General features: G+C 68.6%; 19 protein-coding genes. 18 read left to right on the forward strand and 1 reads right to left on the reverse strand.

Features of this window, described 5'->3' with window-relative positions:
- Positions 1-178: 178 nt before the first annotated feature.
- Complete coding sequence (locus tag EJC51_RS17895; protein ID WP_126271998.1) at positions 179-991, forward strand: alpha/beta hydrolase; 813 nt, start codon at positions 179-181, stop codon at positions 989-991.
- Here the strand turns inward: EJC51_RS17895 and EJC51_RS17900 are convergent.
- Positions 981-2,438, reverse strand: a complete 1,458-nt coding sequence (locus EJC51_RS17900; protein WP_126271999.1) for a helix-turn-helix domain-containing protein — start codon at positions 2,436-2,438, stop codon at positions 981-983. The two genes, EJC51_RS17895 and EJC51_RS17900, sit on opposite strands and share 11 nt — an antisense overlap.
- Positions 2,439-3,160: 722 nt before the next feature.
- Here EJC51_RS17900 and EJC51_RS17905 point away from each other — a divergent pair.
- The 17 genes from EJC51_RS17905 to EJC51_RS17985 all read left to right on the forward strand — a co-directional run bounded on the left by EJC51_RS17905 (position 3,161) and on the right by EJC51_RS17985 (position 22,322).
- Positions 3,161-3,571: an ATP-binding protein gene (locus EJC51_RS17905; RefSeq protein ID WP_244362690.1), complete on the forward strand. Its 411-nt coding sequence runs from the start codon at positions 3,161-3,163 to the stop codon at positions 3,569-3,571.
- 539 nt (positions 3,572-4,110) lie between these two features.
- Positions 4,111-4,776 carry a DUF6415 family natural product biosynthesis protein gene (locus EJC51_RS17910; protein WP_126272001.1) on the forward strand — a complete coding sequence of 222 codons (666 nt, stop codon included), beginning with the start codon at positions 4,111-4,113 and terminating at the stop codon, positions 4,774-4,776.
- 312 nt (positions 4,777-5,088) lie between these two features.
- On the forward strand, positions 5,089-5,580 hold the full coding sequence (locus tag EJC51_RS17915; protein ID WP_126272002.1) for a LuxR C-terminal-related transcriptional regulator: 492 nt from the start codon (positions 5,089-5,091) through the stop codon (positions 5,578-5,580).
- Complete coding sequence (locus EJC51_RS17920) at positions 5,577-6,746, forward strand: protein-L-isoaspartate O-methyltransferase family protein (protein ID WP_126272003.1); 1,170 nt, start codon at positions 5,577-5,579, stop codon at positions 6,744-6,746. The genes EJC51_RS17915 and EJC51_RS17920 overlap by 4 nt, the downstream gene beginning before the upstream one ends.
- Positions 6,736-7,578 carry an SAM-dependent methyltransferase gene (locus EJC51_RS17925; protein WP_126272004.1) on the forward strand — a complete coding sequence of 281 codons (843 nt, stop codon included), beginning with the start codon at positions 6,736-6,738 and terminating at the stop codon, positions 7,576-7,578. Before EJC51_RS17920 ends, EJC51_RS17925 begins: the two co-directional genes overlap by 11 nt.
- A gap of 306 nt (positions 7,579-7,884) precedes the next feature.
- Positions 7,885-9,249, forward strand: coding sequence for a phosphotransferase (locus EJC51_RS17930; protein WP_244362692.1), 1,365 nt, complete (start codon positions 7,885-7,887; stop codon positions 9,247-9,249).
- Positions 9,246-10,469, forward strand: coding sequence for a bifunctional class I SAM-dependent methyltransferase/NUDIX hydrolase (locus tag EJC51_RS17935; RefSeq protein WP_126272006.1), 1,224 nt, complete (start codon positions 9,246-9,248; stop codon positions 10,467-10,469). Before EJC51_RS17930 ends, EJC51_RS17935 begins: the two co-directional genes overlap by 4 nt.
- A 24-nt stretch (positions 10,470-10,493) precedes the next feature.
- Positions 10,494-11,459, forward strand: coding sequence for a hypothetical protein (locus EJC51_RS17940; protein WP_126272007.1), 966 nt, complete (start codon positions 10,494-10,496; stop codon positions 11,457-11,459).
- An 8-nt stretch (positions 11,460-11,467) separates the two neighbouring features.
- Positions 11,468-12,124: a 2'-5' RNA ligase family protein gene (locus EJC51_RS17945; RefSeq protein WP_126272008.1), complete on the forward strand. Its 657-nt coding sequence runs from the start codon at positions 11,468-11,470 to the stop codon at positions 12,122-12,124.
- Between the two features lie 103 nt (positions 12,125-12,227).
- On the forward strand, positions 12,228-13,451 hold the full coding sequence (fxlM, locus tag EJC51_RS17950) for a methyltransferase, FxLD system (RefSeq protein ID WP_126272009.1): 1,224 nt from the start codon (positions 12,228-12,230) through the stop codon (positions 13,449-13,451).
- A 58-nt stretch (positions 13,452-13,509) separates the two neighbouring features.
- On the forward strand, positions 13,510-13,710 hold the full coding sequence (locus EJC51_RS17955) for an FxLD family lanthipeptide (RefSeq protein WP_126272010.1): 201 nt from the start codon (positions 13,510-13,512) through the stop codon (positions 13,708-13,710).
- A gap of 87 nt (positions 13,711-13,797) precedes the next feature.
- Positions 13,798-16,851 carry a lantibiotic dehydratase gene (locus EJC51_RS17960; RefSeq protein WP_208870719.1) on the forward strand — a complete coding sequence of 1,018 codons (3,054 nt, stop codon included), beginning with the start codon at positions 13,798-13,800 and terminating at the stop codon, positions 16,849-16,851.
- Positions 16,848-18,077: a lanthionine synthetase C family protein gene (locus EJC51_RS17965; protein ID WP_126272011.1), complete on the forward strand. Its 1,230-nt coding sequence runs from the start codon at positions 16,848-16,850 to the stop codon at positions 18,075-18,077. Before EJC51_RS17960 ends, EJC51_RS17965 begins: the two co-directional genes overlap by 4 nt.
- Positions 18,059-19,060 (forward strand): thiopeptide-type bacteriocin biosynthesis protein, encoded by a 1,002-nt coding sequence (locus EJC51_RS17970; RefSeq protein ID WP_126272012.1) that lies wholly within the window; start codon positions 18,059-18,061, stop codon positions 19,058-19,060. The genes EJC51_RS17965 and EJC51_RS17970 overlap by 19 nt, the downstream gene beginning before the upstream one ends.
- The gene (locus EJC51_RS17975; protein ID WP_126272013.1) at positions 19,057-20,232 is read left to right on the forward strand and encodes a hypothetical protein; all 1,176 of its coding nucleotides are present in this window, start codon (positions 19,057-19,059) and stop codon (positions 20,230-20,232) included. Before EJC51_RS17970 ends, EJC51_RS17975 begins: the two co-directional genes overlap by 4 nt.
- A gap of 203 nt (positions 20,233-20,435) precedes the next feature.
- On the forward strand, positions 20,436-21,674 hold the full coding sequence (gene fxlM / locus EJC51_RS17980) for a methyltransferase, FxLD system (protein WP_166682871.1): 1,239 nt from the start codon (positions 20,436-20,438) through the stop codon (positions 21,672-21,674).
- A 453-nt stretch (positions 21,675-22,127) separates the two neighbouring features.
- On the forward strand, positions 22,128-22,322 hold the full coding sequence (locus EJC51_RS17985) for a hypothetical protein (RefSeq protein WP_126272014.1): 195 nt from the start codon (positions 22,128-22,130) through the stop codon (positions 22,320-22,322).
- Positions 22,323-22,348: the final 26 nt, after the last annotated feature.

Consider the following 22,348-nt stretch of genomic DNA (forward strand, 5'->3'; position numbering starts at 1 on the left):
GTTGACCGACTGCGCTCGCTGGAAGCCCCCAGGCCAGCCACAGCTCCAACGCTTCACGACTTCGGGCGCTCTGGTGCCCGTGGTCTCGATGGTTTGCCGTGTTCTGGCGAGCGCGTGCCAACTACGACTCTATGGCGGAGGTCCTTGCCGCCGTGAGCTGATAACTACGCTTGCCCTCATGGTGACTAACAGCGTGAGCGTTCGCACCCTTGACGGCCTGCACCTGGCGGGCACCCTGGTACGTCCCCGGAAAGCGACGCCGTCGGCCGTGGTGCTTGTGCACGGCGGAGGCGTCACCCGTGAAGAAGGCGGCTTCTTCACGCGGCTTGCGGGCGGCCTTGCTGACGCCGGCATCGCCTCGCTCCGTTTTGACCTACGCGGCCATGGCGAGAGTGAAGGACGGCAGGAAGAGCTAACGCTCTCGACAATCCTCAACGATATTCGCGTCATGCTTGCGCACGTCCACAAAGCGACTCAGGCCGAACAAATCACGTTGCTAGGCGCGAGTTTCGGCGGCGGTATCTGCGCCTATTACGCCGCAAAGCAACCGAGCGAGGTTACTCGGCTCGTACTTTTCAACCCACAGCTGGACTATAAGCGGCGGACTATCGACAGTCGGCCGTACTGGACAGATGACGCCATCAGCGATGACGCCGCCCAGGAACTCAACGAGCGCGGCGCACTCCAGTTCACGCCGACGCTCCGCCACGGGCGGCCCATTCTCAACGAGGTGTTTTGGCTTAATCCCTATGAAGCACTCGGGGAGGTCCAAGCACCAACGCTCATCGTGCACGGCACGGCTGACACGCTCGTTCCGTACGAGTCCTCGCGCGTTGCTGTCGAGCACTTCACGGCACCGGTTGAGCTCGTTCCCGTTGAGGGCTCGCAGCACGGTTTCGCTGTCCACGATGACCCGCAATACTTGAACCCCAAGAGCCAGGAATACCAAGCCTTCGTCATCCGCACCGTGACCGAGTGGCTCAGGCAGTAAGCGACTCACAGAATTCACGGACCGCAGGCCGGCTACGCCACCGATCAAGGGTCAGAAGTACCTCGCCGAGGACGTGCACTGTGCGCTCTGACTTCACTTCACGCGCAACTTCGGCCGACTCCTTGCCGACCTTCGCGGCTTCGTCAGGCTCACCGCTGAGCGCCAGTGCTGCCGCCCGTCGCGCATTGAAAAAGCCCGTGTCGCGGCGGGAGAGGCCACCCATGCTCAATACGTCGCTGAAGAGATCGACGGCGAGACTCGGCTTACCGGCCTCAGTGTAGGTAATTGCATCGCGGAGCAGGCGCGTGTGCCCGGTGAAGTACGCCCCGAGACTGTTTGGCTCCTCCTCGGGAACGCTGGCCAAGAGGTTCTGCGCCGTGTCCAATTTGCCGCGCACCACGTCGAGCGGGTCCCCGAGCATGGCGCGGCCTAGTGCTTCTTGCTGCGTAACTTCGGCCCGGACACGGACGGGCAGCTGCCAGCGGGCATTGCTGGCAGCTTCGGCAAGCGTCAGCATGCGCAGGGCATCACGCTCGTCGTACGCCATCTGTGACTTTTTGAGAAGCACGTAGCCCTGCATGGCGGCGTTGTCCGCTTCCTGTGCCCACTCCATCGCACGGTCATACCAGAAGACGGCCGCCTGCGGCTGTTGAATGTCTCGGTACAGCCATCCGGTGAACTCTGCACCTTCCGCACCGACGGCGAGGAGTTCACGGCGCACACGCGGTGTTACGTCCCGAGCATGGCCCCCAATCGCACCCAATAGGCCGAGCATAACCGGCAATGTCTTCTTCGGGCCAAGCGCCCCATCGTCGTGCTTGGCTTTTTCGAGTTGGCGACGGAAGTAGCCAACGACCGGCCCGTCGAGGTAGCGGGCATCGTCCAGCGCAGCCGCAATGTGTTCTAGCTCGTCCAGCCCGAGGCCAGGCAGCGCGGCAGCTGCAACGCCAGTCCTGAGCAAGTCGCGGCGGTTTATGGGGCTCATTGGGTCTCGCTTGCGTGCGTCCGTGGCGGTGCTGTCCGCCGAGTGACCAAGTAGCGTGCCCAAACCGCTCGCTGCAAGGGTTTCAGCGTTTACCGGCACCAGGACTGCCCGGCCGTGGATGACGACAGGCAGCATCACGCCGACCTGCGGGGCCTCTTTCTGAGCGGACGACGTTTCTTCAGGTGGTGGCACTACAGGCACAGCCTCGGTAGAGACTTCCTGCGTTGGCCTGGGCAACTTGAACCACAGTAGGTCTGCCGGAATCCGCAGGCTATGCGCCCACCTCATGAGTTTGCTGAGGTCCTGCGGAGGTTTTCCGCTCTCAATACGGCTGAGTTGCGCCTGATTGAGTCCGAGCCATACAGCCATGGCTTCTTGCGAGAGCACCCGGCCATGCCATGGATGTGTGCGGTAGGCGTAGAACACCTGGCCCATGTGCCAACTACTCAGCGCTTCACGCATGGTGGGCCGCTGCCAGAACTCTGGGGGCACAACGGGCGGGGAGGCCACAGCATGAGCCCGGTCCCGGCGGAGGCAGAGGGCGCACCGGTTCGCGTAATTGTCCCGTGCCAACCGGGTGCCACAGGAGCAGTGCCGAACCTGCCCAGTTGCCATGTGCCGTACCCCGCTCGTCTGGCGCTCCGCTCTGGGAGCCCAAGCCTAGAGACGCTAGGTGTCCGCTGTCCGCCGGTCCATGCGTCTCATGCATACCCGCTCATGCAACGACGCAATGACGCAAGAGGGTTCGCGGCCCTCATGCTCCTAACCGTGCTTCGCCCAGCAAGCGACAGCAAGGGAGCACCACCATGAACCGGGAACCCTTCGTCAGTCGACGGGAGTTGGCCGCGCAGACCAATGTTGTGCACTGGATCCAGGCCAAATGCACAACGTTGAGGAGGCAGGGGCCACGCGTGCCCATCCCGCGCGCACCACGCCGCCCGCCTGCGTCGATGACCGCAAACGATCTTTGATCACCTTGACCACCTCCGAGCTCTTGACCCCATTCCAGTTACCGGGATTAGGCGGTTCGCTCTTGTAGGCCGGCTACTCGACAAGCGGGAGCACCCCCACATGAACTCCTCTACTGGCAGATCCACTGTCTTGAGCGCCGTACTGCTGGGCGGCGTCGGCCCGCAGTGGCACGGTGGGATCGGCCCTCGATGAGCCCCGCCACAGCCGTCGCCATGGTCGCAGCAGAACTTGTGCACCAAACCGCCCTCGGTTTCGCGGTGGCCTTCACCCCGGACAAGGCCCGAGTCGGACGCATGCGCCGGATTACCGCGGCCCACCTGCGGCTGTGGAAAGTACCTGGGCCGACCGCAGAGAACATCGTGCTGGCCGTCTCCGAGCTTGTCGCCAATGCCATCGAGCACGGCTGCGGAGACATCGGGTTGACGGTCCTCTACGCCTGCGGAGAGATACGGGTCGAAGTCACAGACGGCAACCCGGCGCCAGCCAAGCTCACCGTTGCGGACGACGAAGATGTCTCCGGCCGCGGGCTGTTCCTCGTTGCCGTCCTCGCACAGGACTGGGGCGTCAGCACCGACGGCAGGTCGACGTGGTGCGTCTTCCGCGTCCCTGCGAGGAGGTCGTGATGGTCACAGTCACGCGCGAAGCAGCCGCAGAACTAAGCCGGCGATGCTCCACCGAGGTAGTGAGTCCATCGTCTGGTGGGCGCGACGGAGCCGCCCAGCCGCAACGGCTCACCGTTGTTGGGTCGTTCGGCCCTGGTGGTTGTGCGAACAGCGGGACGTCCCAGGACGTCCCGACCGGGTCCTGCGGCGCGGTACCGGTGTCTACGCGCCCCTTGGACGATGCCCATGTAGCACGCTGCGCCGTGCTTCACCTGGACGAACCGCCCTTGTCGGCGAGTGGCGGCTCGAACTGCTTCGGCGGTTCCCCTTGGGGTGCCGCCGAAGCAACGCCCCGATCGCCAACTACGAACCTCACCGATGGAGTTGACCTAATGACTTGCACCACGACCTCGGCCCCTACAGCCAACGGTGGGCATGCGGGTGGCATCTCCTGGCCGGAGGGCTCATTCCAGGAACTGGACCGTGACCTGACGGTCGTTCTGTCGACGCTGGTACCCGGACCGCCGCCTTTCGCGGCGCAGGAGACCCTTCATCGCGAAGTGACCAGACTGGTTTTCGCCGAGACGGCCTCCGTCAGCGAAGACCCGGACGAGCGACACGTCCAACTGCTGCTCATGCGCGGCCACTTGATGCGACTGCTCGGGGCAGTCCTTCCCCTCGATGCCAACGAGCCTCCTCTGGAAGAGGAGCGACTGGTCGTACGCGTTCGTGCCCTGCTCGACGAGGAGGTTCCCGGCGACGCCGTGCGAGCGGCGTTCCTGCACCGGCGGATGTCCGAGGTCGGGCGGGAGCTGCTCGCCGTCCTTCCTGCTGTCGGCGCTTCTGACGACGTTGTCGATGGCTGGGGCAGGACCGTGTGCGCCGGGTTCGATTCGACGCGTATCCGCGAAGCCATTCGTGCGGCGAAGTCCTGGGAGCAGGCGGGGGTGTACCCGCATCCGCACACCCTCGCGGCGGTCACACGAGCGCTCAGCGGCTACGTCACGACGCTCGTCCCCTACGTCTCGATCCACTTGGAATCGCTCTCCGCCGGGAGTCGCGGGTGGTCCGCATGCGGTGAGGCGATCGAGCGCTCGCAGGAGGCCCGGGATGTCGCTCCGGGCGAGGGGCTCAAGGCGGCGAGGGAGCACGCATTCCGTCTCGCCGTCCACACCGAGGCCCTGCTGCGCTACGCCGAGCAGGACTGCGAGCGGAGCGGTGAGTGACATGACCGGGTCCTATCGCGCGGCGCACCGTCAGCGGGTTCACCGTGCTCCGGCCTCCCCACCGAATTCGGGCTCAGCCCGCAAAGACGAGCCGGCCCCAGGGCGCGTTCGACGTGGCTGGCAACAGGCTCGCGCGCACCGAGGCGCCGTCCTCCTCGCTACCGCCATCAGCCTGCCCACCGTCTACGTCCTCGCCGAACTCGCCCTGCAGCTCTACGGCGGTTCGTAGCTCACGCCCCAATCAGCCGACCAGCAGAGTGGGCCGGCACCGATAAGACGACGACTGTGCCAGAACACCGAAGGAGTACGACCATGCCGGCCCCGGACGAGACCATCTCGCCGCCGCTTTCCCCTCAGGAGCGGGAGGCTCTGCTGGGCATCTCCCAGGGAAGGACGACCGCAGAGACGGCCTGCGACATGGGAGTGTCCGACAGCACGGTCAAGACGTACATCCTCCGGATCGGCGGAAAGCTCGGAACTTCCGAGCGGGCAGGCATGGTGGACCTCGCCTACCGTCACGGGCACTTGGACGTCCCCGGGCCCGTGGACCACCTCGTCGAGCTGCCGGAGGAGCAGCGCACAGTCCTGGCAGGGCTCGCCGGCGGAATGACCGTCGAGGAGATCGCGGCCGGCGAGAAGCGTCCGCTGGACGACGTGCGCAAGGACGCTCGACGCCTGCTGCGGGCCCTCGGTGCTTCCTCGGCCGCGCACGCGGTCACGCGAGGATGGCAGTTCCGTCTCCTGGGCCCCGCGACCGGCCGTGACAACTCCGGAGACGTCGTCGCCGTGGCAGGACAGGTATGAACGCCCACGTCGAGGCCGGCAGCCTGCGACCGGGCAGTGGCCACGTTCACCAGCATGCGGGGGACGTGTTCACCTGCGATCGGCGACAGGATTTCGTGCCCCACGTGATCCGTACGCACCGAGGTGGTCGCTGGCGCAGGGTGGACCGGAGTAAGAACGCCGGGGAGTGGGCGAAGTTCGTCCATCGCTCCGAGATGCTCGTGTTCGACGTCGACGACGGTGGGGAGGGCGGCCCCGGCATCGTCACGGGAGTGATCCCGTCCAAAGAAGACGCCGCGGCGCGCCTGGCCGCGCTTGCTCCAGTACCGGGGACGGCCGTTGCCGAGATCGGCACAGACTGCGGCTGGACGGCAGCCTGTCTGGACCACCTTCTCCAGGGCGGCCAGGTGGTGACGGTCGCGGACACCGAACGTCTCGCCGAGATCGCCCGGCAGCGCCTGCGCCCCTACCCGCGGGTTCGCGTGGTCAGCGGATCGCGGGCCGGGGTCTTGGGGCCGGCGGGTTCGTTCCACGGGCTCCTGTCCCATCGTGCGGTACGCCGTGTGCCGTGGGAGTGGATCACCCGGGTTCGTCCAGGTGGCCGACTGTGCCTGCCCGTCCGTACCGCTCTGGGCGGATCCAGCACGCTGCTCGTCCTGACCGTCGCGCGGGACGGGGCCTCGGCCAGTGGACGTTTCCACGCCGGACCGGCTCCGCAGACCGTGTGGCTGCGCGAGCACCGCCCTGGTGAGGGCACCTCCGTCGAGTCGCAGGGCAGCCCGAGGGCGTCGGAAGCCCTGGACGCGAGGGGGGCGCACGTACGGCCGGCGGCCCGGTTGTTCGCCGGCCTGCTGCGCCCTGACCTTCGGATGCAGGTCGTGCGCGGCGTTGCGCAGCTCGAAGGCGAGGTTGCCGACCGCCTGCGTATTCATGACCACCAGGCGTCTCGGGCCGTGGTCTTCCTCCACTCCCCCCGCATCTACGAGTGGGGGCCGCGCGATCTCGGCTCCGATCTGTTCGACGCGCTCGGTCGGTGGCAGGCGGCCGGAGAACCCGAGGTGGAGCAGCTGGGCGTGACGATCACGGAAACGGAACACACGTTGTGGCTCGGTGCACCGGACGGTCCGTCGTGGCGTCTGCCTGAACTCCACACGATCACCGGTGAGGTGGAGCGGCATGCGACCTGACCATCCGGTGATCCTCCACCCTTCCGCAGCGATCTCCGAGTTGCAGGCCCGGCCGTCGAGCGCCCGGATGCAGAACTACCTGCTCGGTGGGCGGGACAACTACATCGTCGACCGTGACGGAGCCCTTCGGGCGGCCAAGCGCATGCCGTTCCTGGAGAGCGCCGTCCGCCACGAGCGCCTGTACCTGCTCCGAATGGTGCAGGCCCTGGCCATCGCGGGCATCCGGCAGCTGATCGACTTCGGCTGCGGCCTTCCCCACGGCCCCACGCCGGTGGATGTCCTGACCCGCATTCATCCCGGCGCCCGCGCCGTGTGCATCGACTATGACGTGCTGGTGCACACTCACGCCGACGCAATGATGACGGGCAAGGCGCCCGCTGTCGTCGAGAGCCTGTGCGCCGACGTACGCGACCCCGAGGCCATCCTCGCTTCCAGAGAAATCCTGGAGACGATCAACTGGCGAGAACCGGTCATCCTTCTCCTCGGCAGCGTGCTCCACCACATCGAGGACACTCCGGCGCAGCCCCTGACCGTCCTCGTCGACCAGTACAAACACGTAGCCGCCGCCGGCAGCGCTCTCGTCATCACGCACGCCACCGCCGACGTCTCGGGCAAACCCGTGCGCCGATTCGCCAAGACCATGACGGCGGCCGGCTGCCCCGTCCACCTGCGGACGAAGGAACAGATCGCCCGGCTGTTCGACGGCTGGCAACTGACCTCCCCGGGCCTGACCGCGCCACAGACACTGGCACTCGAATACCCGGTCCTGCCCCAGGCCGCGTCATACGCGGGCACGGCCCGAAAGGAGTCCACGCATGGCCGAGCTGTGTGATCAGCAGACCGGCGTGATCAGGCCGGTGACCAGCCAACTCCCCCTGGTGTCCCGGCTAGAATCCGTGACGTCCGGAAACGGGCACCCGGGCGTCGCGGTCACTGACGCTGGACGTCGCGTCTGCACCCCGGAGATCCGCATGCCCCACACCCGCGCGTTCGCGCGCGTTCCCGAAAACCCCTTTGCGGGGCGGTTCGCCGACGCCACGCCGCGGTGCCCGGAACCGGTTCGGCGTCGGCCGCAGCCCCGTCTGGCAGGCCAGCGGTGAACGGGCAGACAGCCTCACATCGGGGCGGGGACGACATCGTGCAGCGCCATCGGGAACCGGTCGACGTCCATCTCATCCTGCGGCGGGGCGGCGAGGTGCTGCTGAGCCGGCGGGCGGGCGACACCTACGCCACGGGCCTGCTCCACATGCCCTCCGGGCACCTCGACGGAGACTTCGAGGACGTGGTCACCGGGCTGGTCCGGGAAGCCGAGGAGGAGCTGGGCGTCATCATCCGGCCAGCCGATGTCCGCGTCGCGTTGGTGATGCAGCACCGCAGCCCCAGGGGTCACAACCGCACCGGCTGGTTCTTCGAGGTCACCCGGTGGTCCGGCGTCCCGCGCATCGCCGAGCCGGACCGCTGTTCACAGCTGGACTGGTTTGCCCTCCATGACCTGCCCGACGACATGGTGGCGTACTGCCGGGCCGGCCTGGAGGCGTACCGGGACGGGCACTCCTTCGCACTGCATCTCCAGGAGCCCGACGACCCGATCGCCTACGATGCGAACGGGCCAAGCCGTCTGCACCCCTTGCCCGCGCGGGCGCCGGACCCGTACGCCGTCCTGGGCGAGCAGCTCGGCACGTTCGCCGAGCAGTCCATCGGCCCGCTGAAGGAGGTCACGGACGCCTCCTGGGCGCGGGAGGCTTCCCGTGTGTGGCGGCTGACCGGACGCGACAGCGGGAGCTGGTTCCTGAAGGTTCACCAGGGGCCCAAGTTCCACCAGCGTGAGGCATGTGCCCTGAGAGAGTGGGCCCCGGCCCTCGGAGCTGGCCGCGCCCCGCGGCTCGTCGCCGCCGACCCGGATCAACTCGCCGTGATCGTCAGCGCGCTTCCCGGCCGCGTGCTCCACGGCGCCGACCTGAGCGTGGCTGCCTGGCAGTCGGTCTACCGCCAGCTCGGGCAGCTCTTGCGGGCCCTTCACCTCGGCGAGCCCCCGATGATGGCGCAGGCCCTGGGCGGGCTAGCCAGGCTGGAGCGGCACCTGGTGGCCGCCGACGGGCTCCTCGAGCCTGGGGAGGAGACGCTGGTGCGGTCCCTCGCCCTGCGCCTGCCTCGTGTACCGCCCGTTCCCCATGGCCGTCGCCACGGTGATGTACAGCGGCGCAATCTGCTGCTCGACGACCACGGGAATCTGGCCCTCATCGACTGGGAACGCGCGGAAGTCGGGCCCCTGGTCAGTGACTTCGTTCGCATCGCCGACACCTGGATTGACGCGCCCGAGCTCGAAGCCTCCCTGTTCGACGGGTACGGCCGCCTGCTGTCCCCGGATGAGGACCAAGCGCTCAAGGGTCTGTCGGCCCTCGACGCGCTCAGCGGCATCCAGTACGGCGCCGCGCACGGCGACCCCGAACTCGTCGAGCGCGGCCATCGCACCCTGCACCGGCTCCGGAAGGAGGCGGCATGACGACATCCGATCCCACGACAGCGGAGCGGGTGAATGAGGATGCCTGGCGTGAGTACGGGCGCAGGCAGCTCGACCGCGGCTACCAGCCCCCGGAGGTCACCGAGATCGACTGGGGGTTCTGGGGCACCGGCCCTGGCACGAGCGTCCTCGGCGACGTCGCCGGATACCGCGTGCTGGACCTCGGCTCCGGGGCCGGAGTCCACGCCGCGCATCTCGCACGCGACCACGCGGCCTTCGTCGACGCCATCGACGTCTCCCCCACCCAGCAGCAGCGCGCCCTCAACCGGTTCGGCGCCCTGCCGGGCGGGCGGTTCTTGACCAGTGACGCCGTGGCCCACCTGCGCGAGAGTGAACCCTACGACCTCGTGTACTCCGTGCATGGCCTGTCCTACATCGACCCGCACCGGCTGCTGCCCGCATTACGCAACGGGATCCGGCCGCGTGGACGGCTGGTCTTCTCCACCCTGCACACCAACCTGAACGGGCTGGGCCCTTCCCCCGCTGTCACCGCCCGCCAAGAGGAAGTGCGGCTGGCGAAGACCGCTCCGATCCCGGTTCAGATGTGGATTCTCGCCCCCGAGGTCTGGGAGCGGCTGCTGGCCGAGCACGGCTTCGCCGTCGAGTCCATCGACCTTCTACACGCCCCGGGTGCCGACAACCCGGTGGTCTGCCAGCTCATCCAGGCCCGCCGTCTTCCGCACGTTGACGCGCCCAGGGTGGTGGCTCAGGAGCGAAGCCTTCGGCCGCCGGTCGCCCAGGCGGCCCTGGGGGTCGGCATCATCGTCACCAACCCGGACGGCCACGTGCTGATGGGGCAACACCGCCTGGGAACCTACGAGTTGCCCGGCGGCAAGGTGGACGCATTCGATGGTGCCGGCGAGTCCATCGAGACCGCTGCGATCCGTGAACTCGCCGAGGAGACCGGCCTCGTGGCACACCCCGAGGACGTCTGGGTGCTCGCCGTGCTCCTGGACGCGCGGCACAACCTCAACCGCCTCACCGCCGCGGTCCTCATCCGCCGCTTCCAGGGCACACCGACCGCTAAGGAACCGAAGGTGGTCGCGCGGTGGCAGTGGCGCCGCCTGGACGATCTGCCCGGCCCGCTGTTCGTGCCCTCTGCCCAGGTCCTCAGCTTCTGGCGCCCCGACCTGCCCATCGATCATCCGCCCGCCCACCGCTATCCCGTGCGTTTGTCCCCGTCCGCCTCGGCCGCGCACTGACCACGACGCAGAAGGAGTCCCGCCGTGACACCGGCGCTGTTCCGATTCGGCACGTACAACCTGTTCAACCTGCAGATACCGACCACGCCTGACGAGAAGCAGCGTTACGAGCTGATCGTGGGAAACATCCGCTCCGCCTTCCAGAACCGCACGGGCGTCCTCGGCGTCCAGGAACTCCTTGGCCCCACCAAGAGCGATGCCCAACAGTTGTTGCGTTACCTCGCCGAGGACACCGGCCTCATGTGCGAGGTGATGCCGGTCCGTGGGAAGAGAGCGGTCCCCGCCCTGGCAAGCCAGGCGTCCGGGGCGAGTGCCCACCGCTTCCATGTCGGCCTGTTGTGGACCTCCGACATCGAGCCGGTCCCCGGTACCTTCCGCGCCTACGAGGGCGGCAGTGACTTCTGGCACGGCCTGGCCATGGCCGACTTCCGCGCTGGCGGCCCGGTGCCCACCCGCTGGTGCTCGTATCACGCCTATCCCTTCAGCCCCGAGCGTCGTCTGGAGGAGGCCCGTCGTGTGATGTCGGTCTTCCAGGACCCCGATGTGGCTGGCGGCGTCGCGGCCGACTGGAACTCCATCAGCGCCGACCGGCGGCCGAACGGCGACTTCTACGATCCCGAGCCTTATCTGGAGCAAGACCACCGCAAGCTGCGTTACCAGGTCATCTTCGACCCCGACAACCCCGACGCTCCCAAGCGAGCGAACCGTGAGGCCGGGGAGTTCCTGCGGCGCGACCCGGGCGGGTTGCGGGACAGCGCCGCCGTCCTGGACGTGCCGTGGCAGTGGTCGTGCGGGCACTGGATCGACGCCAAGGGGCGAGCCGACGACTTCGGCCGCCGGCGCATCGACACCCTGCGCGTCACGGAGAACGTCGCCGCCACCGCTCGCGCACACACCACTCATTACGGTCCCGACGCCGAGGCCGCCTCGGACCACTTGCTGGTCACTGCCGACTTCTCCCTGCGCGAGCTGGCGGTGACACCAGCATGAGGGCGTTCATGAGTACCGGCCGACGGTGGCGTTCCGAAGACGCTCCCGCCGAGGACAGCGTCCGCCCGCATGTGCTGTGGCTGCCGCCGGCCGAGGTAATCGACTACTTCCGGCAGGTACGAGAAGTCCTCGCCCCGTACGAGGACATCGTGGCCCCGGTCGCAGACGACGACCTGCACTGGACCATCCAGGGCGCCCTGTCGCGCGACTACGCCGACGAGCGCGTCGGTCCCCGGCAGCTCAAGGACACCGCCGAAGCCCTTCGGATCGATCTGGCCGACCAGGAGCCGTTCACGATCGACATCGGCCCGGTCGCGCTCAGCCGCAGCGCCGCCCTCGCCCGCGTCTGGCCCCATGACGCCCCCTCGAACCCGCCGCTGCACCTGAATCTGCGAGTCCGAGCCGGCCTGGCCAACGCCGGTCTGGTCCTGCCCGAGGCCGCCCAGACGTACTTCCCGCACATGTCGGCCGCCTACGGGAAGGTCGACACCCACTACCTCAACCAAGTGGACCGGGCAGACGCCCTCGCCTCAGCCCTGCTACGCCACGCCCGCCATCACGTGACCGTGCGCGTCAAGTCCGTGTGGCTGGTGATGGAAACCCAACATCCTGATCGTCACACCTACACCTTCGAACGTGTCCAGGAGCTGCCCTTGGGGCGCTGAGCAAAGGCTGGCCTCCGCCAGCCGGTATCCATTGCCGAACCACACTGCAGTCGGCGCCAACGCCGGAGGCGAAGGCGCAACGAAGCCCCGTAAGGAACCCCCTATGACCGATGTGACCGTGGACCCCGACGAGGCCACCCGACTCCGCAACAAGGCCGTCGACCAGCTCAAGGAGGACGGCACGATCGTGTCGCCCGCAGTCGAGGCCGCCATGCGCAAGGTGCCCCGGCACCTCGCCGTCCCGGAGGCGCCGCTCAGCGACGCCTACAGCATGTACAACGCCGTGATCACCAAAGAAGACGAGCACGGCAATCACACCAGCTCGGTGTCCGCTCCCCAGATCCAGGCGATGCAGCTGGAGCAGGCCGACATCCGCCCCGGTGACAACGTGCTGGAGATCGGCACCAACGGGCCGAACGCCGCCTACATCGCGGAGCTGGTCGGGCCCACCGGTCAGGTCACCACCGTCGACATCGACCCGGCGCCCGCCGACCGAGCCAGGCGGTTCCTCGCCGAGACCGGCTACACCAACGTCAACGTCGTGGTCGCCGACGCGGAGGACGGTGTCGCCAAGTCTGCGCCCTACGACGCGATCGTGGTGACGCTCGGCGCCTGGGACATCCCGCCCGCCTGGATCGACCAGCTCAAAGACGACGGCCGCCTCGTCGTGCCACTGCGCATCAACGGCCTGACCCGCACGTACGGGTTCATCCGGCAGGCCGACCACCTCGTCGCCACCAGCGCCCACGTGTGCGGTTTCGTAGCGGCACAGGGCGCCGGCTCCCACACGCAGCAGGTCATGCAGCTCCCCGGAGCGGAGGGCGTCACGCTGCGCTTCGACGAGGGCTTGCCTTCCAACCCCTCCCTGCTGGACGGCGTCCTGAACAGCGCCCGTGCCGAGACATGGACCGGGGTGAGCGTCGCCAGCCAGGAGCCCATCGGCACCCTCCAGATGTACCTGTCCACCCAGGTCCCGAGCTTCTGCTTCATGTCCACCAACCCCGAGTCGGCCACCGGCAAGATCGGTCCAACGGGCAACAGCTGGTCCATGGTCGCCATCGACGGGCCGCACTTCGCCTACACGGTCGTCCGCCGCGACACCGAGAAGAAGACCGCCGAGTACGGCGTCCACGCCTTCGGGCCCGACGCGGCCGATTTCGCTGAGCGAATCGCCGACATCTTCCGCACCTGGGGCGAAAAGGTCCGCGGCACGGACGGACCGCGCATCGCCGTCTACCCGGCGGGCACGCCCGATGACCTGATCACCGGCGACCGGGTCGTCGACAAGAGGCACAGCCGGATTTCGATCTCCTGGCCGGCCGTGTAGTCCACGGCTCCTGGCCAGGTCGTCCTGCACCATCCATCGGACTAAGAGAGTGATCGCCATGACCACCGCCGTACTCGAACTCCCCAGCACCACCTCCCCGGTCGACTCCCTCGCCGAGGACGACTTCGAGCTGGACATCCGGGTCGTCATCTCCGAGAGCCCGTACACCGTCTTCATGTGCCCCACCAGCGACGGCTGCGGCAACACCTGCGAGAACGGGGCCAGCGCCTGCCAGTCCTCCATCGAGGACGCCGCCTGACACGGCCCCGCCGCCGGGGCGGCAGCAGATCATCGCTGCCGCCCCGGCACCACCCGTCCGCGCACCCCACCACAGGAAGGGACACCGGTGGCCCACGGATCTCCCCTCACCTATCAGTGGCAGCCCGGCATGCTGCTGCGCGCCTCCACCGCCTCCTGCCAGATATCCGTGCCGGACCTCGACCTGTCCGACGGCCGCGACACTCCCGCTCGGGGCCGGCAGTGGCTGGCCGAGGTGTGGCGCGATCCGGTTCCCGATGCGCTGTCCGCCGCCAGCCCCGTGCTGTGCCAGCGCGTCGCCGAGATCCTCAACGGCACCGTGACCGATGCCCGCCGCATCCGGCGGGCCGTGCGGTCCGTGGCGGCCTATCTCCTGCGGTGGAACCACCGGCCCACGCCGTTCGGGGTCTTCGCCGGCGTCGCCCCCGCCAAGTCGGCTCACGTCGCCGACGTGCGGTGGGGAGACGGGTACCGGACGATGCTGCGGCCCGACGCCGACTGGCTGACAGACGTCATCACCCGGCTGGAAAGCAGCCCCGATCTCCTGGCCCGACTGACGGTGGTCGCGAACAACACCGGCCGCTCCCGCGGCAACCGGCATGTGGTGGAGGGGATGCCGGCCGACGCGCACACCCCCGGCTACGCACCCATCGAGCTGTCGGTGCGTCTCACCCGGCCGGTGGCCGCCGCGCTGGAAGCGGCCCGCACCCCGATCCCGTACGACCTGCTGGTGCACCGGCTGGCCGACCGGTTCCCCAGCGCGCGCCCCGAACAGTTCAGCGGCCTGATCACCGACCTGTTGAGCAAGCACATCCTGATCAGCAGTCTGTGGCCCCCGATGACGTCGATCGACACGCTCGGCCACGTGTGCGACGAGCTGGAGAAAGCAGACGCCGCCAGCATCCCCGACCTCGCCGAACTGACCTCCCAACTCACTGCGATCCAAGGCGTTTTGAACCACCCGGACACTGCGGCCCCCTGGTCACCCGGTGGCCGACTGGCGCAGAGCATGCAGCGCGTCAGTGCCACCGGACGCGTCCCGCTGCTGGTCGACGCTGCGCTGGACTGCACCCCCCACATCCCCGAAGCCCTACTGAACGAAGCCGCCGAGGCCGCCGGGGTCATGCACCAGCTGTCGCCCCATCCGTACGGGTATCCGCAATGGCGCGACTACCACCAGCGGTTTCTCGGCCGGTACGGCACCGAGGCCGTCGTGCCCGTCCTGGACCTGGTCGCCGACAGTGGCCTCGGCCTGCCTGCGGGCTTCCTGGGCTCCGAGCGCGCCCGGCCGCCGTATCAGGTCACCGACCGGGACGAGAAGATCCTCCGTCTGCTCCAGGAGGCGATGCTCGACGGGAGGCGGGAGCTTGTCCTCACCCGCGCCATCATCGCCGACCTGACCGCCAGCCACACTGAACCGCTGCTGCCTCTGCCCCGGGCCGAGATCGCCATGGAGATCCACGCCCCGTCCCTTGAAGCCGTGCACAGCGGCGGCTACCGGCTGCTGGTCACCGGGGCGCCCCGCCCCGGCAGCAGCATGCTCGGCCGGTTCGCACACCTGCTCCCGTCCTCCGCGCAGACAGCGCTCACCGACTCCTACGCGACCACCGACCCCGGTGTGATCGCCGCCCAGCTGTCCTTCACTCCTCGCCGGCGGCGCAACGAGAACATCACCCGCACCCTGCAGGTCCTCCCGCACCTCATCCCTCTCGGCCAGCACCAGGAGACGGGCCCGGGCGTCATCCCGCTCGACGACCTGGCCGTGACGGCCGATGACCGCCGCTTCTACCTGCTCCGCCCCTCGACCGGGCAGCACGTCGAACCGCGCGTCACCCACGCGCTGGAAGCCTCCGTCCACACGCCACCGCTCGCCCGGTTCCTGGCGGAGATCACCACCGCCCGCAGCGCCGCCTACCGGCAGTTCACCTTCGGGGTCGCCGCCACCCTGCCCTACCTGCCCCGCGTGCGCTACAAGCGGACGATCCTTGCCCCGGCCCGCTGGTTGCTGTCGGCCGAGGAACTGCCGGGCCGCTCCGCCCCCATGGCCGACTGGACCACGGCACTTGACCGGTGGCGCGAACGGCTCCACGTCCCCGCGCACCTCGCCCTGGTCGAAGACGGCCAGCAGCTGCCCCTCGACCTCGACCAGCACATTCACCGTGCTCTCCTGCGCGCCGGCGTGGACCGCAACCGCCTCGTCGAACTACGCGAAAGCACCACACCGCAGGACTGGGCCTGGATCGGCCGCCCCCACCAGCTCCTGATCCCGCTCGCGAACTCCACCCCCGCCGACAGCGTCCCGCGCCAGCCGAAGATCTCTTCCCTCACTCCCCGGGCGGACGGAACGTCCACCGCCCTGCACGCCGGCCTGTTCGCGCACCCGAAGAGGTACGACGAGATCCTCACGGACCACCTCCCCGACGTGCTCGGCCAGTTCCCGACCATGCCGCACTGGTGGTTCGAGCGCCATCGGGACACCCTCCGCCCGGACTCCGGCCAGCATCTGGCCCTGTACCTGCGCCTCGCCGACCCAGACTTCTTCGGACCTGCCGCGGCCCTGCTCAACGCCTGGGCCGACGTCCTCAACAGCCAACGTCTCGCGATGCGCGTGGAGTTGGCCGCCTACAGGCCGCCCAGCGGCCCATTCGGGGACGGCCCCGTACTGGATGCCGCACAGCTGGTCTTCGCCGCGGACTCGGCCGCCGGCGTGGCGCAGATCCGCGCCGCGGCGGAGGACGCCGCCATCGGGCAGGCCCTGACTGCGGCGAGCATGTTCGACCTTGCGGTGCAGTTCACCGGCGACGCCGCTCAGGCAGCCGACTGGCTGACCCGCGCCCTGCCCCAGGAACGCGGCCCGATATCCCGGGAGCGCATCACGCTGGCCCTGGCTCTGGCCGACCCCGAGCACACCGCCCTGAACACTTTGCGGGGCGGGCCCGAGGTCGTGGCCGCCTGGCAGCAGCGCGCTGCCGCCCTGACCGCTTACCGGCAGCTGGCCCCCCAGCCCGCCCGGGACAGCGTGCTGCGCTCGCTCCTCCACAAGCACTACCTCCGGGCGCTGCCCGTCGACCCCGATCACGAACGCGCCACCGACCGGATCGCCCGGGCCTGCGCCCTGCGACACCGGGAGCGCCAGCCATGATCACGACCATGAGCCCTGCCATGCTCGCGGACGCCTTCGCCCGCCAGCTGGCCATCCCTGCCCCTCTACCCGAGGGCCAGCCGTGGCAAGGCCAGGACCTCGCCGCCGGTGCCGCCGGATCCGCGCTCCTGCACATCGAGCGGGCCCGTGCCGGAGACGGCACCTGGCAACAGGCACACGCCTGGATCAAGACCGCCGTCGCCACCACCATCAGCGCGGGCGACACCAGTGGCCTGTACCTGGGGGCGCCCGCCGCCGCGTTCATGCTCGACTGCGCCGTCATCGCCGAGACACCCCGCTACCGGGACGCCCTGACCGCCCTGGACCGGCACGTGATCGACCTCGCTCACCGCAGATGCGACGCGGCTCGCACGCGCATGCGCCATGGGCATCCCGCACGCTTCCACGAGTACGACCTCTTCTACGGGCTCACGGGCATCGGCGCCTACCTGCTGCGCCGGTCACCGTCCGGCTCCGCGATGACCCGCGTCCTGGACTACCTCGTACGGCTGACCCGTCCCATCCACCACGGCGACCACGGCGTGCTTCCCGGCTGGTGGGTCGACCATCAGCCCGACCTCACCCCGTCCACCCTTCCCGGCGGCCACGCCAACCTCGGTACCGCCCACGGCATCACCGGCCCGCTGCTGCTCCTGGCCCGCGCCCTGCGACAGGGCGTGAGGGTGGACGGCCACGAAGACGCCATCGACACCATCCTCGACTGGCTCGACACGTGGCGGCAGGACGGCCCCGCCGGACTCTGGTGGCCCGAGCACCTCCACCTCGGCGACCTGCGCGCAGGCCGTCCGGCCCAGGGCGGCCCGGCCCGGCCGAGCTGGTGCTACGGCACCCCCGGCATCGCCCGCGCCGGACAGCTCGCCGCTCTCACCCGCAACGACCCGGCACGCCAGCACGTCTACGAGGACGCGATGGCCCGCTGCCTGACCGACCCCGACCAACTGTCAAAGATCACCGACGGGGGTCTGTGCCACGGCTGGGCAGGCGTCTACCAGACCGCCTTCCGCGCGGCCCACGACGCCACCACCCCCGCCCTGCGTCGCGCTCTGCCCGACCTGGCCGCCGCCCTGACCCGGCACGCCCACCCCGGCCCCGGCCTCGACCCCGGTCTTCTACAAGGCGCCGCAGGCACGGCCCTCGCCTTGACCACCGCCGCCCACAACGCCGCGCCGACCTCGGGATGGGACGCATGCCTACTGATCGACTGAACCAGCCAGCCCGCCCGCAAGCACTCCTGCACGCGGTGCTGGACGTCATCGCCGGCGGCGACACGGACACCGCCGCAGCCCGCGCCGGACTCGAGTCCTCTGACCTGGACGCCGCCATCGCCGTCTACCAGCAGGCCGGGCAACAGGCCCTCGCCCAGCAGTCGGGACCCCCAGCATGGCGTCAGCTGTACATCCAGTTCACCGACTGGGACAAAGCCGAGCAGACCGCCGCCGACCACCTCGTCCCCGTCCTGGACCTGGCCCAACAGGACGGTCTGATCACCGGGTGGTGGTTCATCCGTAAGCACCCGTGCTGGCGGATGCGGCTGCTCCCGGCCTTCGGGACACAGCTCTCCCCGGCACTGGCCGACATGCTCGACAAACTCACAGCAGCCGGACAAGTCCACCGCTGGTGGCCCGGCATCTACGAACCCGAAACCGCAGCGTTCGGCGGCGACACCAGCATGACCATCGCCCACGCCTTGTTCCACGCCGACAGCCACGCCATCCTCACCACCGCCCATGGCGAGCTGGGCCGCCGGGAGTTGTCACTGCTGCTGTGCGCCACCCTGATGCGCGCCGCCGGACTGGAGTGGTACGAGCAAGGAGACGTCTGGCACCGCGTCACCCGGGAACGGCCCCTTCCCTCAGACGTACCGGCCGTCAAAGTCCACGCCATGGCCGACAGTCTGCGGCAGCTGCTCATCGCTGACACCAGCCCCTTGGGGCCCATGCTCCAGTCGGACCGCACCCTCAAGCCCGCCGCCGAGTGGGTGAGCGCGTTTCGGGAGGCCGGAAGTGACCTTGGCACAGCCGCCCGGGACGGAGCCCTCGACCGGGGCCTGCGCGAGGTCATCGCCTACCACGTGATCTTCCACTGGAACCGGATCGGCCTGTCCGCCCGCACCCAGAGCGTTCTCGCTCACGCGGCACATACCGCGATCCTGCATCCCGCTGACCCCACGGAAAGGCCGATGCCGTGACCGCGCCGCCACACCACCCACAGGCAAAGCTCCGTCGGCTCTCCAGGCGCTTTCCCCTGGTCAGCCGATCCCACCTCGTCTACCCCAGCTTCGCCGCCCGGCTCGACGAAGTCCGCACCTGCGGGGAGAAGTCGGCGCAGGACGGCCCCCTCCTCGACCGGATCAACCTCGCATGCGCCACCTGGAACCTGTCCGCGCTGATCGCCTCCGACTATGGGCTGACCGACCTGGCGACAGACCTGTGCCTGCGTCAGCTCCGTCTCTTCCAGGCCGCATGGCCCGTCACCGGGGACACCGCCATCGCCAGCCTCCAGCCCATCGTCAACCTCGTACGGCTGACCGCCCGAACGGGCGACCCCCAGGCCGCCTATCAGCAGCTCATGAGCATGCACCGCGCCGCACATGACGGCGGCACCGTGACCGTCCACGGGCAGACCATCGACCTCACGGGCTTCACCACCGAAGCGACCTTGGACCACATCCAGCCCTGGCTCCACGACCTCCTGCTCGACGACGGCACCCGACTTCTGGTCGCCGCCGGCCACTGGCATCAAGCGACAGAACACGCCACCACCTACGACAAGGAGCCCGAGCGGCTGTACGGCAGCAGGCAAGCACACGTCGTGGCGAGCCTGCACACGGACGCCCAGGACACGGCCAACTCCCTGATCGACAAGGCCATCATCACCGAACCGTGGGAGGAAGCCGTCGCGCAGATCCTCCGCCACTACGCCGACCACCTCGCCGGCTGCGCCACAGCAAAAGGGTTCGCCGCTACGGCACTCGCCGTGCGGGATGCGCTGGAGCCGGACCCGCCACACCTACGCATGTTTCGGGTGCGGCTGGTCCTGGCGGCGAGCGATTTGGCGCCGGAAGGGTGCGACGTCCTCGCACGCCCCCTGTACGACGCGATCGTCAGCGACACCACACAGGCGCGGGACGCGTACGCAGCACGCGAAATCCTCCGCCACCCCGCTCTACCGGTCGACGAGCGGTCGCGCCACGAGCTTGAGGCAATCGTCCACGACGGCGGCCTCGACCGGGGCACCCTGCCGGAATCGGTGCTGTCCACGATGATGCGCGCTGTCAACACGGCTGGGGCGAGCCTCGCTCAGTGCCTCACTGAGGCGGGAGGTGTATCGCCGCATGCGAGACGGCCAAGCGACAGCTGATGCAACGACCGCCGATGCCCTGGGGGGGTGGGACGCGGGCCGATCTCCCCCGCCACGCAATCGCCGCCCTCGACCACACCTGAGTGCGTCCGACCAGCAGGAGACTGGGGCATCGGCTGCACCGCCAAGTCGCCTGTTTTGAGGCGCAATCCACCGACGCGCCTACCTGTCATTCCACCCCACCAGCCCCTAACCTCGCGCGAATGGAGACCACCGTGGCGCCCGTCACCGATCCCGCCGTATGGCGCGACGAACTCGTGAGCCGCCTCGTCGACAGCGGCCACCTGCGCACCCCGGAAGTCATCGCCGCGTTCCGGAGCACCGATCGCCACCGGTTCCTCCCCGGTGTCGACCTTCAGAGCGCCTGCGTCGACGACGCCGTGGCGATCAAGCACGACGCGACGGGTGCGATGCTTTCCTGCATCTCCGCACCCTCCATCGTCGCCACCCAGCTCGAACAACTGGGCGCCCAGCCTGGCCACAAGATCCTCGAAGCCGGTGCCGGGACCGGCTACAACGCCCGGCTGCTCGCAGAGCTCGTGGCTCTCGAAGGCCACGTGTGGACCGTGGATGTCGACCAGGACCTCGTCGACGGCGCGCGGAAGAACCTCGCGCAGGCCGGGGCCGCAAACGTGACCGTCGCGCTGGGCGACGGCGCGGCCGGTCTGCCCGAGCATGCGCCCTTCGACCGCATCCAGTTCACGGTCGGCGCCGGGGACATTCCCGTGCGGGTTCTCGACCAGCTCGCCCCCGGTGGACGCCTCGTCATCCCGATGCGAATTCGCGGCAGCATCTCCCGAAGCTTCGCGTTTGAACGCGACGACCAGATCTGGAAAACGGTCTCAACCGAGATGATGACGTTCGTCCCCCTACGCAAGGGCGTCTGCGACGACGTCCGAACCATGGTCGACATGGCAGGTGAGGGCGACGTGCGCCTGGAGACCTACAGCGAGCAGAACGTCGACCGCGAGGCGATCCGCAACGTCCTGGACCATCCCCCAGCCGAGATCTACACCAACGTGAAGTTCCGCAAGGGCGACTCCTACGAGTGGCTCTACCTGTATCTAGCATACGTGCTGCCGAACGGCCTGTCCCGGATGCCGGGATCCCGTACGGGCCTCATCCCGAACTTCGGCTGGGGCTCGATGACCGCACTCGACAATGACTCCTTGGCCTACCTCACGAAGAAGGAAGGCGAGGACGAGCGCGGCACGTTCTGGCAGATCGGCGTCATCGGCCACGGCCCGCGCGCCGCCGAACTAGCCGACCAGGTCGCCACCGAAATCAGCGAGTGGAACCAAAACGGGGGCAACAACTCACCCGAACCCAGCTTCCGCATGGCCGTCGGTGAAGCCCGCGACCAACTGACAGCCTCCGAGCCACGCTTCGTCATCGACAAGCCCTGCAGCCGACTCGTCGTCGACTGGCCCCGCAGGAGTTGAGCCGACGAGGCCAGCACAGCAATGAGAGAATTTCAGACCCGTTGACCAGCGTCACCTGAGCATGTAGCGCAGCGGTATTTCCTGTTCTGGGCGCCAACACCCGTGTGCACCATGCATTTTTCACAGGCTTCTGACCTCAGAACATCGATTACTTCTCTGGTTTACCTGTAAAATCATTGAAGGCCGGAAACGGTCACCCGGGCGTCGCGGACATGACGCGAGACGACAAGTCTGCGCCCCCGGAGGACATCGTGCCCGCCCCGTTTCCCGCCTTAGCCGGTATGACGGCCCATCTCGGCCGCGCCCGGACCAATGCGGTCACCAGCTGCGCAAGTGCGCCATCCTTCAGGCGCGCCGACGCTTCAAGTCCCGCAGCCACGCAGGTCATTGCCGCCGAGCCGATTGGCAACGCGGGGTCCTGCGGACGCCATCGCCCAGCAGAAACCCAATTCCGTGAGCATCACTGTCTCCCTGGTTGTTGTGCTGGCCGTCATGGTGTGGCTGCTGATCCGCAAAGGCGGCCTCAAGGCCGGCCACGCAATAGCGGCCATACTCCTCGGCTTCTATCTCCACGGCAGCTCGCTCGCTCCGTCCATCAGCCGCGTCGTGCAGAGTGCGGTCGAGACAATCAGCGGGATCCGTATATAGACCGGCCGCCGGGGCACCCCCGCGGA

The sequence above is a fragment of the Streptomyces aquilus genome (assembly GCF_003955715.1).
Classification (GTDB): domain Bacteria; phylum Actinomycetota; class Actinomycetes; order Streptomycetales; family Streptomycetaceae; genus Streptomyces; species Streptomyces aquilus.

Excerpts from the sequence above, each read along its gene's own strand:
- EJC51_RS17915 (WP_126272002.1), top strand. The coding sequence starts at position 5,089 with ATGCCGGCCCCGGACGAGACCATCTCGCCGCCGCTTTCCCCTCAGGAG.
- fxlM (WP_126272009.1), top strand. The coding sequence starts at position 12,228 with ATGACCGATGTGACCGTGGACCCCGACGAGGCCACCCGACTCCGCAAC.
- EJC51_RS17920 (WP_126272003.1), top strand. The coding sequence starts at position 5,577 with ATGAACGCCCACGTCGAGGCCGGCAGCCTGCGACCGGGCAGTGGCCAC.
- EJC51_RS17925 (WP_126272004.1), top strand. The coding sequence starts at position 6,736 with ATGCGACCTGACCATCCGGTGATCCTCCACCCTTCCGCAGCGATCTCC.
- EJC51_RS17900 (WP_126271999.1), bottom strand. The coding sequence starts at position 2,438 with ATGCGTGAAGCGCTGAGTAGTTGGCACATGGGCCAGGTGTTCTACGCC.
- EJC51_RS17935 (WP_126272006.1), top strand. The coding sequence starts at position 9,246 with ATGACGACATCCGATCCCACGACAGCGGAGCGGGTGAATGAGGATGCC.
- EJC51_RS17965 (WP_126272011.1), top strand. The coding sequence starts at position 16,848 with ATGATCACGACCATGAGCCCTGCCATGCTCGCGGACGCCTTCGCCCGC.
- EJC51_RS17945 (WP_126272008.1), top strand. The coding sequence starts at position 11,468 with ATGAGTACCGGCCGACGGTGGCGTTCCGAAGACGCTCCCGCCGAGGAC.
- EJC51_RS17955 (WP_126272010.1), top strand. The coding sequence starts at position 13,510 with ATGACCACCGCCGTACTCGAACTCCCCAGCACCACCTCCCCGGTCGAC.
- EJC51_RS17905 (WP_244362690.1), top strand. The coding sequence starts at position 3,161 with ATGGTCGCAGCAGAACTTGTGCACCAAACCGCCCTCGGTTTCGCGGTG.
- EJC51_RS17970 (WP_126272012.1), top strand. The coding sequence starts at position 18,059 with ATGCCTACTGATCGACTGAACCAGCCAGCCCGCCCGCAAGCACTCCTG.
- fxlM (WP_166682871.1), top strand. The coding sequence starts at position 20,436 with ATGGAGACCACCGTGGCGCCCGTCACCGATCCCGCCGTATGGCGCGAC.
- EJC51_RS17895 (WP_126271998.1), top strand. The coding sequence starts at position 179 with ATGGTGACTAACAGCGTGAGCGTTCGCACCCTTGACGGCCTGCACCTG.